The sequence below is a fragment of the Nonomuraea turkmeniaca genome (assembly GCF_005889735.1).
Taxonomy (GTDB): domain Bacteria; phylum Actinomycetota; class Actinomycetes; order Streptosporangiales; family Streptosporangiaceae; genus Nonomuraea; species Nonomuraea turkmeniaca.
The window spans coordinates 1-13,254 of record NZ_VCKY01000272.1; the positions used below are offsets into that span (position 1 = coordinate 1).

At 71.3% G+C, this 13,254-nt stretch carries 11 protein-coding genes and 1 tRNA gene; 1 reads left to right on the forward strand and 11 read right to left on the reverse strand.

Annotated features, from left to right (window positions below; genetic code table 11):
- The 8 genes from ETD86_RS46380 to ETD86_RS46415 form a co-directional block, all read right to left on the reverse strand.
- The coding region (locus ETD86_RS46380; protein ID WP_484213970.1) for a phospholipase D-like domain-containing protein at positions 1-727 on the reverse strand (727 nt) is incomplete at its 3' end.
- Positions 728-737: 10 nt separating this feature from the next.
- A complete protein-coding gene (locus ETD86_RS46385) occupies positions 738-2,036 on the reverse strand; it encodes a sensor histidine kinase (RefSeq protein ID WP_211370734.1) in 1,299 nt (432 codons plus the stop codon).
- The gene (locus tag ETD86_RS46390; RefSeq protein WP_211370735.1) at positions 2,033-2,722 is read right to left on the reverse strand and encodes a response regulator transcription factor; all 690 of its coding nucleotides are present in this window, start codon (positions 2,720-2,722) and stop codon (positions 2,033-2,035) included. Before ETD86_RS46390 ends, ETD86_RS46385 begins: the two co-directional genes overlap by 4 nt.
- A gap of 10 nt (positions 2,723-2,732) precedes the next feature.
- Positions 2,733-4,121 carry a cation:proton antiporter gene (locus ETD86_RS46395; RefSeq protein ID WP_138673010.1) on the reverse strand — a complete coding sequence of 463 codons (1,389 nt, stop codon included), beginning with the start codon at positions 4,119-4,121 and terminating at the stop codon, positions 2,733-2,735.
- 14 nt (positions 4,122-4,135) lie between these two features.
- Entirely contained in the window at positions 4,136-5,494 is a 1,359-nt protein-coding gene (locus ETD86_RS46400) for a cytochrome P450 (protein ID WP_138673011.1), read from the reverse strand.
- The gene (locus ETD86_RS46405; RefSeq protein WP_138673012.1) at positions 5,488-6,528 is read right to left on the reverse strand and encodes an alpha-hydroxy acid oxidase; all 1,041 of its coding nucleotides are present in this window, start codon (positions 6,526-6,528) and stop codon (positions 5,488-5,490) included. Before ETD86_RS46405 ends, ETD86_RS46400 begins: the two co-directional genes overlap by 7 nt.
- The gene (locus tag ETD86_RS46410; RefSeq protein ID WP_246149318.1) at positions 6,525-8,123 is read right to left on the reverse strand and encodes an NAD(P)-binding domain-containing protein; all 1,599 of its coding nucleotides are present in this window, start codon (positions 8,121-8,123) and stop codon (positions 6,525-6,527) included. The genes ETD86_RS46405 and ETD86_RS46410 overlap by 4 nt, the downstream gene beginning before the upstream one ends.
- 60 nt (positions 8,124-8,183) lie before the next feature.
- On the reverse strand, positions 8,184-9,680 hold the full coding sequence (locus ETD86_RS46415; protein WP_138673013.1) for a class I adenylate-forming enzyme family protein: 1,497 nt from the start codon (positions 9,678-9,680) through the stop codon (positions 8,184-8,186).
- A 105-nt stretch (positions 9,681-9,785) separates the two neighbouring features.
- Here ETD86_RS46415 and ETD86_RS46420 point away from each other — a divergent pair, with 105 nt between their 5' ends.
- Positions 9,786-10,493: a sulfotransferase family protein gene (locus tag ETD86_RS46420; protein ID WP_246149320.1), complete on the forward strand. Its 708-nt coding sequence runs from the start codon at positions 9,786-9,788 to the stop codon at positions 10,491-10,493.
- 13 nt (positions 10,494-10,506) lie between these two features.
- On the opposite strand, the gene ETD86_RS46425 is transcribed toward ETD86_RS46420, so the two are convergent.
- The 3 genes from ETD86_RS46425 to ETD86_RS46435 all read right to left on the reverse strand — a co-directional run bounded on the left by ETD86_RS46425 (position 10,507) and on the right by ETD86_RS46435 (position 13,172).
- On the reverse strand, positions 10,507-11,508 hold the full coding sequence (locus ETD86_RS46425) for a phosphotransferase enzyme family protein (protein WP_170223646.1): 1,002 nt from the start codon (positions 11,506-11,508) through the stop codon (positions 10,507-10,509).
- Positions 11,509-11,840: 332 nt separating this feature from the next.
- Positions 11,841-12,218 (reverse strand): hypothetical protein, encoded by a 378-nt coding sequence (locus ETD86_RS46430; protein WP_138673016.1) that lies wholly within the window; start codon positions 12,216-12,218, stop codon positions 11,841-11,843.
- Between the two features lie 882 nt (positions 12,219-13,100).
- Positions 13,101-13,172 (reverse strand) — tRNA-Val (locus ETD86_RS46435).
- Positions 13,173-13,254: the final 82 nt, after the last annotated feature.

The window sequence follows — 13,254 nt, forward strand, 5'->3', positions numbered from 1 at the left end:
GACCAGGTTCGGGCAGGGCGGGGGCGTCGTCGAGGCGTTCGACGTGGTCGCGCAGGCGGCGCAGCGGATCGCGGGTCTCGGGCGCCGGGTCCTCCCAGCGTTCGCAGAACACCTTCTCCACCTCCGCCACGGCGGGGCCGTTGATGGCGAGCTGGACGTCGTGCCAGGGCGGCCGTGGCCCGTACGCGGCGGGCATCGGTGCACGTTGCGGGTCGCCGGCGTGGGTGGCGTCATCCCGGCGGCTGTGGCACAGGTCGATGCCGCCGACGAAGGCCACGTCCCGTCCGGGGTCGCGCTCGTGCCGCAGGATGACGAACTTCTGGTGGTGGGAGCCGCCCGGCTTGGTCCGCGTGTCCAGCAGGGCCTGGCCGCCGGAGCCTTCGATCTCCTCGCCCAGGTGGCGGTTCTCGGCCGAGCTGAACCGCAGCCGGTCCAGGTGGGAGCGCCAGATGAGGCCCCGGACGAGGGCGCCGCGCTCGTCAGCGGCCGTCATCGCCGCGCCCACGGTGGGCCCGTCGGGGGCGAGGCGCTCGTCGGGGTCGCCGCGCCAGTCGGCGAACAGCAGCAGGTCGTCCTTGCCGAGCGCCTCCAGGCAGGACTTCAGCTCGGCGAAGTAGGTCGCGCCGTGGACGAGCGGCCGCACGTCGTTGCCGGCCGACCACGGCTCGAGCCGGGTCGCCCGGTTGCCCCGTTCTTCCTCGGTGAGAAACCAGTCCTCGATGCGCATCCGCTTGCGGCTACCCCGGCAGCGGATCCCTACGCGGGCTCCGAGCGGGCTCCGGCTCGGGGCTGGACGGCTCCGTGGTGTCCGATGGGAGCCGGACGACGAAGACGGCCCCCGCTCCGGGGCGGCCGTCGGCGGTGATGGTGCCGTGGTGGCCGTCCACCACTTCCCGTACGAGCGCCAGTCCCAGCCCGTACCCGCCACCCACGAACCGGGTGAACAGCCGCTCGGCGTCGGCGGGATCCAGGCCCACGCCGTCGTCCCGGACCGTCAGCCGCACCTCGCCGGCGTCGCCGGAGAGCGTCACCCAGATGTGCCCGCCGGGGCTGGTGTGGCCGAGTGCGTTGTCCAGCAGCGCCGAGACCACCCGCCGCAACGCGGACTCCACGCCGCGCACGACGTGGTCGCCGGCGCCCTCGCACCGGACCTCGATGCTCACGCCGCGGGCCTGGGCGCGGGCGCTCTCGGCCTCGGCCTGCTCCGCGGCCAGCGCGGCCAGGTCCACCGGTCCGAACGGCCGGCGCAGCTGTTTGTACTGGGCCGACCGCAGCAGGTCCTCGACCACCTCGCCGAGCTGCCTGCTGCCGGTCACGAGCTGGTCGACGTCGTCGATGAGCAGGATGGGGTCCGTGCCGCCGCGCACCCTCCGGGCCAAGAGCTGGGCGCGGGTGCTGAGCCGGGTGAGCGGGGTACGCAGCTCGTGGCTGACGTCGGCGGCGAAACGGCGCTGCCGGGCCAGGGCCTCGCCGAGCGGGGCGATCGCCCGGCGGGAGATGACCTGGCCGACGAGCAGGGCGGCCAGCAGGCCGGCGATCTCGGCGGCGGCCAGCGTGCGCAGCAGCCTGTTGCGTTCGGCGACCTGGACATGCAGGTCCATCGCGGCCTGGACGACGACGTCGCCGCGGCGCTGGGTGCGGACCAGGTAGGTGTGCCCCGCCGCCTCGACCTGCGCGACCTGCGGCACGCCGCCATGGGCCGCCCGGTCCAGCTCCGCGCGCACCGGCAGCACCGCCGGTGCGCCGGGCGAGCCGCGCACGACGCCGCCGCGCTGCTCGTACAACCACGTACACGGCGGCGGCTGGGTGACGGGGGCACGCTCGACGACGGCGGCCAGCTCGCGCCGCGCGGCGGTGGTCTGCTGGTGGACCATGAAGCACAGGACGAGGAAGCCGACGAGCGCGAGCACGACCGAGATCGCGCCCGCGACCTGCACGGTGAGCCGCCGCCTGGCACGGCCCAGCAGCCGCCGCTCCGGATCCTGGCCCGGGTCGATCACGGGCGGCCGGATCAGGCGCCGCCACCGGCCGTTCACAGCTCACCCAGGCGATATCCCACGCCGCGCACGGTGCACACGACTCCCTGCCCGAGCTTGTTGCGCAGGTAGTACACGTAGGTGTCCACGATCGATTCCTTCTGGGCGCCGTCGAAGACCCGTTGCCGCAGCGACCGGCGGGTGTGCACCTGCCGCGGCCGGGTGGCCAGGGCGCTCAGCAGCCGGCACTCCTGCCTGGACAGCGTCACCTGCTCCCCGCTCGGCAGCCGTACGAGGTGCGCCTCGGCGTCCAGCCAGCCCGCGCCGAGCGGCAGCAGGCTGGCCTCGTCGAGGTTCCTGCGGTGCAGGGCCCGCACCCGGGCCAGCAGTTCCTCGACGTCGAACGGCTTGACGAGGTAGTCCTCGGCGCCCGCGTCGAGCCCGGCGACCCGGTCGGCGACCGTGCCGAAGGCGGTGAGCACGAGCACGGGCGTGGTCACCGCCTGCCTCCGCAGCCGCCGCAGCAGGTCGATCCCGTCCAGGGCGGGCAGGCCGCGGTCGACGATCAGCACGTCGTAGCCACGGCTCAGGCCCAGGTGCAGCCCGCGCTGCCCCTCCAACGCCAGGTCGACGGTGTATCCCTGCTCGGTGAACAGGTCGGCCAGCATATGTCCCAGTTCGCGGTCATCTTCGATCAGCAGCAGCCGACGGGACGGTGGGTCGGCGGTGTCCGATGTCCCAGCCACCAGACCACGCTTACATCACCGTCGTGGAATTACCAGGTCCACTCTGTTCGGAAACCTGGACACGGCCGCCGGCCTGCGGAGTCACCCCGGATTGGACCGGACTGACGGCGTTTTCCTGGGCCGGTTCGAGCGACCGCTCGAGGCGGTCCGGCAGCGCCAGCTTGTAGAGCGGCAGAGCGCCGGCGGTGGTGATGACGGCCACGAGCACCAGCATGGCGAACAGCTCCTGCGTGATCATCCCTTGGGCCAGGCCGATGTTGATGAAGATGAGGATCATCAGGCCGCGGGCGTTCATGAGCCCGCCGACCGCGTACGACTCCCGCCAGCTGAACCCGATCCCCCGCATCGACAGCGCGCAGCCGAAGTACTTGCCGCTGAACCCGGCGGCCAGGATCAGCCCGAACGCCAGCAACATCGTGCCGCCGGAGATGCCGCCGAGGTGGGTGTTGAGCCCGGAGAAGGTGAAGAAGGTCGGCAGCAGCAGCGTGGAGACGACCGCCATCATGCTGCCGTGCAGCGCCTCGCGGAAGGCGGGGTCGCGGGGCATGGCCAGGCCGGCGAAGAAGCCGCCGAAGACCGAGTACACGCCGATCCAGTCGGTCAGCCAGCCGGCCGTCAGCGGGATGAGGATGACGGCGTACATGGCACCGGGGCCGAGCCGGCCGGTCCGGGCCACGGTCCTGCCCATGGGCCGCAGCAGGGGGGCGACGACCTTGAGCATGACGACGGCGAACACCATGGTCAGCAGGATGGTGGGCAGCGCTCCCGAGGGTCCCGTGCCGAGGTGCATGGCGGACAGGACGGCCAGCAGGCACCAGGCGAGGGCGTCGTCGATGGAGGCCGCCATCAGGGTGAGCCGGCCGATCGGGGTGTTCTCCAGGCCGCGTTCGTACAGGATCCTGGCCAGCATCGGGAACGCGGTCAACGACAAGGCACCGCCGACGAACAGGGCGAACTGCCACGGGCTGACGTCGGGCCGCGAGAGCGTGCTGTGGAGGAGCAGACCCGCGCCGACGCCGAGCGCCAGCGAGGGCAGGATGCCCGAGGCGGCGAGCACGCCTGCTTTGCGGATCTCGCCCGGCCGGCCTCCGCTGTGGTCGAGGCCGGCGCCGACCAGGAACATGTAGAGGGTGAGGCCGATGGTGCTCAGCACGTACAGGACAGGCCGTACCTCGGGCGGGAACAGGGCGGCCTGGGCCTCGGGGAACAACCAGCCGAACAGGGTCGGCCCGAGCAGCACGCCGGCGACCATCTCGCCGAGCACGCGCGGCTGCATCACCATGTTCGCCAGCCGGCCGCAGACGACCGAGGTGATCAGGATGACGACGAGAGCGGGCAGGACCTTGAGCACCAGGGCGAGGTTCGAGTCGGGAGCCGTGACCAGGGTCAGGAGGGGCATGCCGGTTTCTCCGCTCAACGGTCGATGAAGTAGTGCTCGCAGAGACGCTGCCTGCGCGCGTCCCACACCATGTAGGTGCCGAGAACGAGCTGGACCAGGCTGCGCCAGACGTCCTCCCAGCGGTCGCGCAGGCGCATCCAGGCCAGCGCGGCCGAGCTCCTGCGGGTGGGTTCGGGGGCGTGCAACGGGGTGAGCAGGCACGGCCCCCGGTTGGGCAGGGACCGGGTGTGGGAGGCGGACGACGCGAGGGCGTACCTGCGCAGGATCTCCATGGTGGCGGTGCGCATCATCATCGGCGCCAGCCGCCACGCGGGACAGGGGCGGTTGGCGGCGACGCCGAACGGGATGTGGTTGAGCTCCTTGGCGGGTCCGTCGAAACGGCCGGGATCGAAGCGATCCGGGTCCGTGAAGCCGGCGCGGTGGAACGCCGGATAGTTGAAGCACAGCACCGACCCGGCCGGGATCGTGGTGCGCTCGTCGAGCTCGATGGCGCCGGTGGTGATGCGGTGGGCGATGCCGAACAGCGGGTAGAGCCGCATGGTCTCGGCGATCACGTGGTCGAGGTAGCGGGCGTCGCCGTGGCGGGCCCGCTCCTGGACGTCGGGATGCTGGGCGAGGGCCATCAGCACGTGGGCCATGGCCTCCGACATCTGCACGACGGCGGTGTTGAAGAACGTGCCCTGCAGGTAGAAGGCCTGCTCCTGCGGCGACAGGTCCGCGGGCAGCGGGAGGCGGACGCGGGAGAGCCGGCCGAGCAGATAGCGGGTGAGGCGGTGGCGGCGCTCCATGTGGCGCAGGCCGCAGCACTTGAGCGCGGTGACGACGTCGTTCGCGTTGCCGGCGATCAGGTCCCGCGCCTCGCGCGGGCACGGCTCGGCGAAGACCAGCTCGTACGTGAACTCCGCCCAGAGCGGCATCATCAGGTCCCGTAGCCGCACCTCGCCCTGGACGCCGTCCAGCGTGCGGGCGGCGCACCGGCGGGTGAGCTCCTCGGCCTCGGCGCGTGGCACCGCGAGCAGGCCGCGAGTGGCCCGGGCGACGGCCTCGTACCGCTCCCCCGCCTCCAGGTGCTCCTGGTGCATCTCGGGGCCGGGTGACAACCAGTACCAGAACAGGTCCGACAGCGCCGCCCCCTTGCTGCGGCCGCCGGCCGCCGGGTGCGAGTAGACCTCCTTGAACCGGTCGACGCCGACCAGATCGCCGGGCACGGGGATGTCCTCGTCGCCGTTGATCCGGTTGAAGACCCGCACGCGCAGTGCCACGACGCGGTCCGGCAACCACCACGGCAGACTCGCCAGCACCACCGCCAGCGCGATCGTGATCAGCCCTGTCGTGATCAGCCCTGTCGCGATCAGCCCTGTCGTGATCAGCATGGCCGCACCATGCTGACGTCGAGCTCGTGCACCGAGGCACGGCCGCACAGGACGAGCGCGTGCTCGATCTCCGCGCGGAGCAGGCCGAGCACCCGCGACACCCCGCGCTCCCCGTCGGCCGCGAGACCCCAGATGACCGGCCGGCCGACCGCGACCGCGGCGGCGCCCAGCGCCAGGGCCTTGAGCACGTCGGTGCCGCGCCGCACGCCGCCGTCCAGCAGGACGGGCACCGCGCCGCCGACCGCGGCGACGACGTCGGGCAGCAGGTCGATCGTGGCCGGCATACCGTCGAGCTGCCGCCCGCCGTGGTTCGACACCATGATCGCCGACGCGTGGTGGTCGAGCGCGAGGCGGGCGTCGGCCGGATGCGTGATGCCCTTGAGCACGATCGGCAGCGACGTCATCACGCCGAGCCGGTCGATGTGCTCCCACGACAGCTCGGGCGTCATGACGACCGGCCGCACCCGGTCACCGTCGCGGAGGTTCTCGCAGCACAAGTGCTCGGGCAGGTCGTGGAAGGCGTTACGCAGGTCGCGCTCGCGCCGCCCGAGCACGGGCGAGTCCACGGTGACGACCAGCGCCTTGCAGCCGGCCGCCTCGGCCCGCCGCACGATCTTCTCGGTGAAGGCCAGGTCGGGCTGGACGTACAGCTGGAACCAGAGCTCGGCTCCCGGCGCCGCGGCCGCCACGTCCTCGACGGCCACGGTCGCGGCCATACTGACGATCATGATGGTCTCGGCGGCGGCGACCGCCCGGGCCGTGGCCCGCTCGCCCTCCGGGTCGGCGAGCCGGTGGAACGCGGTCGGCGCCACCAGCACCGGCATGGCCGCCCGGCTGCCCAGCAGGGTGACGCCGGTCTGGAGCTTCGCGGCGCCGCGCAGCACCCGCGGCACCAGCCCGAGCCGCGCGAACGCGGCCTCGTTGGCCCGTAACGTGGCCTCGTCCCCGGCGCCGCCGGCGAAGTAGTCGTAGTGCGCTGGTTCGAGCCGGGCACGGGCCTCGGCCTCGAACCCGCGCAGGGTCCGCTGGCTCATGATCGGACCGGTACGGACGCCGTCTGGCGGGCGAAGAAGGCCCGGAGCGGCTCGACGTGGACCTCCTCGGAGGTCCACTCGTTCTCCAGGTTCTCCGTGATGTGGTGGGTGACCGGCGGTTGTCCCGGGCGGTGGTGCCGCACCACCGGGTGCAGGTAGTGGCCCTCGTGGGCGCGGGCGGCGTCGCTCTGGCTGATGCGGGCCACCTCGATGTCGAACGGGTCCACCTTGTCGTGGTCGGGGCCGTACTCCAGGGTGATCGCGAAGTGGCCGCGGTCGCCGATCGGCGGGCCCTCCAGGTCGTACGGCAGCTCCTCCATGTAGCGGGCGGTGCCGTCGCCGCGAGCTCCGTCGACCACGATCACATCGGCCAGCAGCCCGAACTGCTGCCACAACGCCGAGGCGCGGTTGACCCGGTCGATGACGGCGGCCGCGAGCGGCCCGGGCTCGGCCGCGATGGTCCTGGCGGGCCACGGGACGCCGTGGTAGCGGGATTCCAGGATGCGGTGCAGCGCGCGTGTGCCGTACCTGAAGCCGTGGATGAAACCGCTGGTGCCGCGTTTGAAGTCGCGTGACTGGGTGATCGTGCCGGCGAAGTACAGGCCGGGCACGTTGACGGACTCGTACGCGGGGGTGAGCGCGGGGAACCTGTCGTTGATCACCAGCTCTGGCCGGCAGCCGTCGGCGAAGATCGAATCGTCGAAGCGGAAGCCGGTGCAGAGGATCACGCGGTCGTACGGGATGTCCTTGGTGACCTCGTTGACCCGGGCGAAGGCGACGGTGACCAGGTAGGTGCCGTCGGGCTTGCGCTCGATGTTCCTGACATCGCCGTCGAGCAGCGCGTTCTGCGACTTGAGCTGGTAGCTGTCGAGCAGGTTGTTGTTGATCGCGCGCAGGTGGCCGACGTAGTGGGTGCGCCAGGCCATGCGGACGGAGTGGGGGCCGGCGACGTGGATGACGGCGGCGGTCTCGACGAGGTTGTCGGCCGTCTCGAACGCCGAGTTGCCCTTGCCGATGATGAGCACCCGCTGGTTGACGTAGTCGGCCGGGTCGGTGGAGGCGGTGCCGTACAGGTCGGCGGTCTCGACGCCCGGGATGGGCGGGATGTTGGGATGGGTGACGCCGGTCGCGACGATCACCCGCTGGGCTTGGTGCCTGCGGCCCTGCTCGTCGGTCACCACGAACGGGCCACGCTGATCATCGGGCCGCTCGACGCGGACCACGCGGGCGTCGTACACGATCCGCAGCCCCGTCCGCTCCGCGAAGTCGGCGAGGTAGCGGACCATGTCGTCGGCGTGCGGGAAGTACCGGTCGCTGTAGCGGGTGAACAGCAGCTCGGGGTCGTCCGACAGCAGCGAGTTCCAGTCCATCCGGAGGTTGAGCTCGGGGTCGTCCCAGCCGGTGTGCTTCTTGTTGATGGAGATGAGCGTGCGATGGCGCGGAAAGGTCAGGAAGAACTGGCTCGGCGCGGGACCCGCCTCGAGGATCCGGTACGTGTGACCCGCTTGGTGCAGGAAGTACCCCAGCTGCAGGCCCGCCGGCCCGGCGCCGATCACCAGGTAGTCCAGGGCGTTGTCCGGCACTGACGCCTCCACTCACGGAAATGTGGTTGAAAAGGACAACATCAGTGTTGGCGGGCAATTCTCAGAGATTGCTCAGAGAAACCGGGCCAGCAGGGCTCGCTTGTCCGGCTTTCCGCTGGTGGCGACCGGCACGCCGGGCACCATGGTGATCGTCTTGGGCACGCTGTCCTCGCCGAGCTCGGCCCTGACCAGCGTGGAGAGTGCGGCCGGGTCCGGGGTGCGGCCCGGCGACGGGACGATGAACGCGTGCGCGGCCTCGCCGGTGTCCTCGTCGGGGGCGCCGGCCACGTACGCCTCGTCCACGTCGGGGTGGGCGGCCAGGGCACGCTCGATCGGGCCCGCGTACACGACCATCGCGTTCACCATGATCGCGTCACGGCTGCGCCCGGCCAGGTGCAGGAAACCGCCGTCGTCCAGATGGCCGAGGTCGCGGGTGTTCAGCCAGCCGTCCCGGAGCGTGTCGCGGGTCTCCTCCTCCTCGCCCCAGTAGCCGGACATCACGTACGGGCTGCGTACGTGGATCTCGCCGCTCTGCCCCGGCGGCAGCTCCCAGCCGTCCTCGTCGCGCACGCTGATCTCGACCCCGGGATGCGGCCGGCCCACCGAGTCCAGCCCGCGCCCGGCGGCGATGTGCTCGGGCGTGAGCATGGCGACGTTACCCGCCTCGGTCTGCCCATAGCCCTGGTAGACGACGGAGCCGAGCCGTTCGGCCGCCGCGGCCAGCCGCTTGGCGCTGATCGGCGAGCCGGACACCATGAGCGCCCGCAGGCTGCCGACGTCCGCGGGCTGCTCCTCCAGCAGGCGCACCATCTGGAACAACCTCGGCACCGTGATGATGGAGGCGGTGATGCGGTGACGCTCGATCGCGTACGGGAACAGCGGCCGCCCGTCCTCCTCCGGGATCACCGCCGTGCCCCCGCCGAGCAGGCACGGCGCGACGAACTCCATCACGACCATGCTGGCGAGCGTCCCGAACAGCAGGTAACGCTCGAAGTCCCGGGCGAAGGCGGCCGCGACCGGACCCCAGGCGCGCGGCTGCCACGCCCAGTGCTCGCTCAGCGCCTGGTAGGTGATCGCGCAGCCCTTCGGCCGCCCGGTGCTGCCGCTGGTGAACACCAGCGCGGCCACGTCGTCGGGCCGGCCCTGCACGGTGAGCGGGCGGCCGTCGTCGGGGTGCGCCAGCAGGTCGACCGCCCCCGCGCACGGGCCCAGCGACAAGGCGGGCTTGGTGAACAGCTCGGGCGCCGCCGTGGACGGGTCCACGAGCACCATGTCCACGTCCATGTCGAGCACGTGGGCGAGCTGACCTGCGGCGTACCCGGGGCGGATGCCCACGACGCGGCAGCCGAGCGCGTGCGCGGCCATGTGGGCGGCGAACGCCTCCGGCGTGACGGCGGTGCGCACGGCCACGGCGCGGCCGGGGCCCAGCCCCGCGTCGGCCAGCGCGCCCGCCAGCCGCCGGATGAGGTCCAGCAGCTCGCCCCGCGAGACCGTCCGGCCTCCGTGCTCGAAGGCAGGGGTGCCGGGCGCGGCGCGCAGGGCGTCGAGCAGGGAGTGCGGGAAGAGCATGGCCGGCTCCTCTGGGCATCCGGGGCATGTCGTCGTAGAACTGAACTCACGGTAGAGGGCGCGGATCAGAGGCGCATCAGAGATGCGATGTCCGGGGAGGACTCCGTGAAAACGATCGGCGCGGTGAAGGTGATCGGCGCAGGTTTCGGGCGGACGGGCACGCGGTCGCTGAAGGCGGCCCTCGAACTGCTGGGGCACGGCCCCTGCTACCACATGGCGTCGGTCATCGCCGAGCCGTTCCGGGTGCGGCAGTGGCTCGACGTCGGCGAAGGGCGGTCACGGGACTGGGACGAGCTGTTCCGCGGCTTCCACTCGGCGGTGGACTGGCCGGCCTCGGCGTACTGGCGGGAGCTGGCCGCGCACTACCCGGACGCCAAGGTCGTCCTGACCGTGCGCGACCCCGGCCGCTGGTACGACAGCGTCAGCGAGACCATCTTCCGCAGCGCCCTGGCCGAGCGGGAGCGGGTGCCGCTGCGCCGCCGGGTGGTGCGGCGGCTGATCGCGTGGCGGGCGCCGGACTTCGCGCTCTACCCGCGCATGGCCAGGGCCACCGTCATCGACCGGATCTTCGACGGGCGCATCGACGACCGCGACCACGTGCTCGGCGTCTACGAGCGGCACGCCGCCGAGGTGAAGGCGGCGCTCCCGGCCGACCGGCTGCTGGTGTTCGACGTGCGGGACGGGTGGGAGCCGCTGTGCGCGTTCCTGGGCGTGCCCGTGCCCGCGGAGCCGTTCCCGGAGGTGAACGAGCGGGCGGCATGGTCGGCCAAACGGCCGCGCCGGCAGCTGAGCCTGATCCTGCGCGGCCGCTAGCGCCGGGATGGGCTCAGAGCGCCGCCAGGATGTCGTCGATCCTCTCCCGCGTCAGCGGCCGGTCCAACATCGCGCGCAGCCGGGCGCGGGCCCTCCCTCGGTTCTCCTCGGACTCCTCCGCGGACAGGGCCCGCCTGGCGTAGAACTCCAGCAGATGCCCCTGCGTCGCGATCGCCATCGAGAAGTCGGCCGGCTCGGCCACCGTCGCGGGCCCGCCCGCGTCCCGGTAGGCCCGGTAGGCCGCGACCGCATCCTCCAGGGGCAGATCGACGAGGATGCCCGCCAGCTCCCACGCCGGGCGGGCCGGCCCGCAGTTCTCCCAGTCCAGCACGATCACGCCGCCGTCGGCCGCCCGGCACACGTTCTCCACGTTGACGTCGCGATGGCAGGTGGTGATGAGGGAGCCGGGCGCGGCCACCAGGGCGTCCAGCGCGACGAGATCGGGAAGCGCCCGCTCCAGCGCCGGAGCCCACTCGCCCCCGGCCGCCGCCAGCTCCTCCCACCCGGCCCGGCCGACCGGCCCGGCGAACCACGGGACCACCGGCCCCGACGGCGGGTGCCCCACCTGGTGCAACCCGGCCGTCACTGTGCCGAGCTCGGCCCCCGTGACCACCTCGCCCGCCACCAGATCGACCCACTCATAAACCCGCCATCGTCCCTCGAACAGCACGTCCCCCTCCGCCGTCACGACGGGTCGCGGCAGGCGCACCCCTGCCTTCCCGGCGGCCAGCTGGAACTCGGCGTCCTCCCGCGCGGCACGCTCCTCGGCGGGCACGAGCAGCTCCTTCACGGCCCACGGACCCCGTACGGTCTCCAGCCGCCAGATCCGGCCCAGCTCGCCGCGCGCCGCGTACACGACCGGCCCGATCGGCTCCCCCAGACCGTACGCCCGCGCCACCGCCCGCATGGCCTCGTCCACGATCCCTCCCCACGACACCCGAGCCATGGTGTCCTCGCGCTCGCCCGCCGGCAACCGGGACAACGTGACCAGGCAGCGAGACGAGTCAGCCGGCATCCCACCGAACGGCGAAAGAGCACGTGGCAGGCGTGCTGAAAGGGGAGTCCTCACCGCGCCGCCCGTGACCCTGATGCGCTGCCGGGGCCACACCCCCCGTGTTGGAGATGTGGCCCTTGACATTGGTGGGCGATCTAGTGTTTGCCCTGGTCAAAGCAGCTGGCGATGTGCGTGGAGGTGCGGGGGTGGGTATGTCGTGACACCTCGGGTGTCGATCAGTTGGTCACTCTCGACTTCATTGGCCGGAGGCTTCTGCAGCCCATCACTTGAGCCGAAGAGAGCACTGACAGAGAGGGAGACGCGACGTCGAGCCAACTACGCTGGTTGAGCGCTCAGCAGCTCTTGGTCTTCTGGTAGGGCTTCCGGTCATGGGTCTTCACGATGGACTCAGAGATCGTTTTTCCCTTGGAGATCTTCCGGCAGTTCGAGTCAGGGGACCACGACCACGCCACCTTGACCTTCACGGAATTCTTGCAGTTGTTGGTGATCTCGGCGGTGGTCTTGACCATCACCTCGCCGAGGCTGTTCCGCTTGCCCGTGTACTGGCGGTACACGTACGTGTCGACGCAGGACGGGGCGTTGCCGGCAATCTGGGCGGTGCCTGCAGTCTGAGCGGTGCCTGCAGCCTGGACGGTACCGGCAGCATGAGCCGGGACGGCGAATCCAGCCACCAGGGCGGCGCCTACGAAAGCCATGCTCAGAAAACGCATAGAGGTCTCCAGTTTCTGTGGTGCAGAGATAAGTTGTGTTGTGCTTCGGACGACTGTGAGTCTGGTCCTGCCGCTCTCCCGTCCAGGACGTTGCTTGACTCGCTGTCCGACAAGGGACCTTAGAGAAAGTGGGTATAGCGGGGGTATGTTCTGATTGGTCGGGACTCGCCTGCCCCTCCCACCTGCGATTTCATGCGCGTCGCCACCAGTGGAACCGTGTATCTCCTGCAGGCCGACCGGCCTGACAAGCACGCCCCGCAACCACCCGTACGCTGCAAGACCTACGGTCGGTCCGCAAGCGAGCGGCCGCAAGCTACCGAAGGGCAGCGCGCGCCTGGTCGCGCGTTGTCGTCTACGACGAAGAGCACCAGGAGTGGCGACCAGTGACCGAGGCCGGTGGGGTGCACAACGAGTTCGCCATGTACGTCTGGCGGCCGGTGCGCGCCCATGGAGACTCCAAGACCCCAAGTCGCGCCGTACGCTCTAGCTCCCTCGCCGCTGTGTCCATGCCTTGGCGGCGCTGTGGGACCACCTGAGTGCCTGTGGGAGGACGTCTGGCCAGGACGTCCCGGCCGGTCTCGTCTTCGCCACCCGGAACGGCGCCAAGACGAGGGCCGGCAACGTCCGGCGGGAGTTCCGGCGAATGATCGTCCGAGCCGGTCTGGTCGGTGCGGGGTGGACGCCTCGGGAGGTGCGGCCGGAGGCCCAGGCGTCACCGAGAAGATCTACCGTCATCAGACCGAACCCGTCATCCATGACGGCGCGACCGCCATGGATCGAATCCTCCCGGGAGACGGCGACGGAGCAGGACGGTCACTCGGTTAGTCACTTGGAAGATCAAAAGGGCCACTCCCGCGTGTGGGGTGTGGCCCTTGACCTGTGTGGGCGATACTGGGATCGAACCAGTGACCTCTTCGGTGTGAACGAAGCGCTCTCCCGCTGAGCTAATCGCCCGCCCTGCCGGTCCCTCGCGGTGCCGACGGGGAAAACCATACCGCACTCTGGCACGTGCTGGCGAAGCGAAAGCGATCGGGAG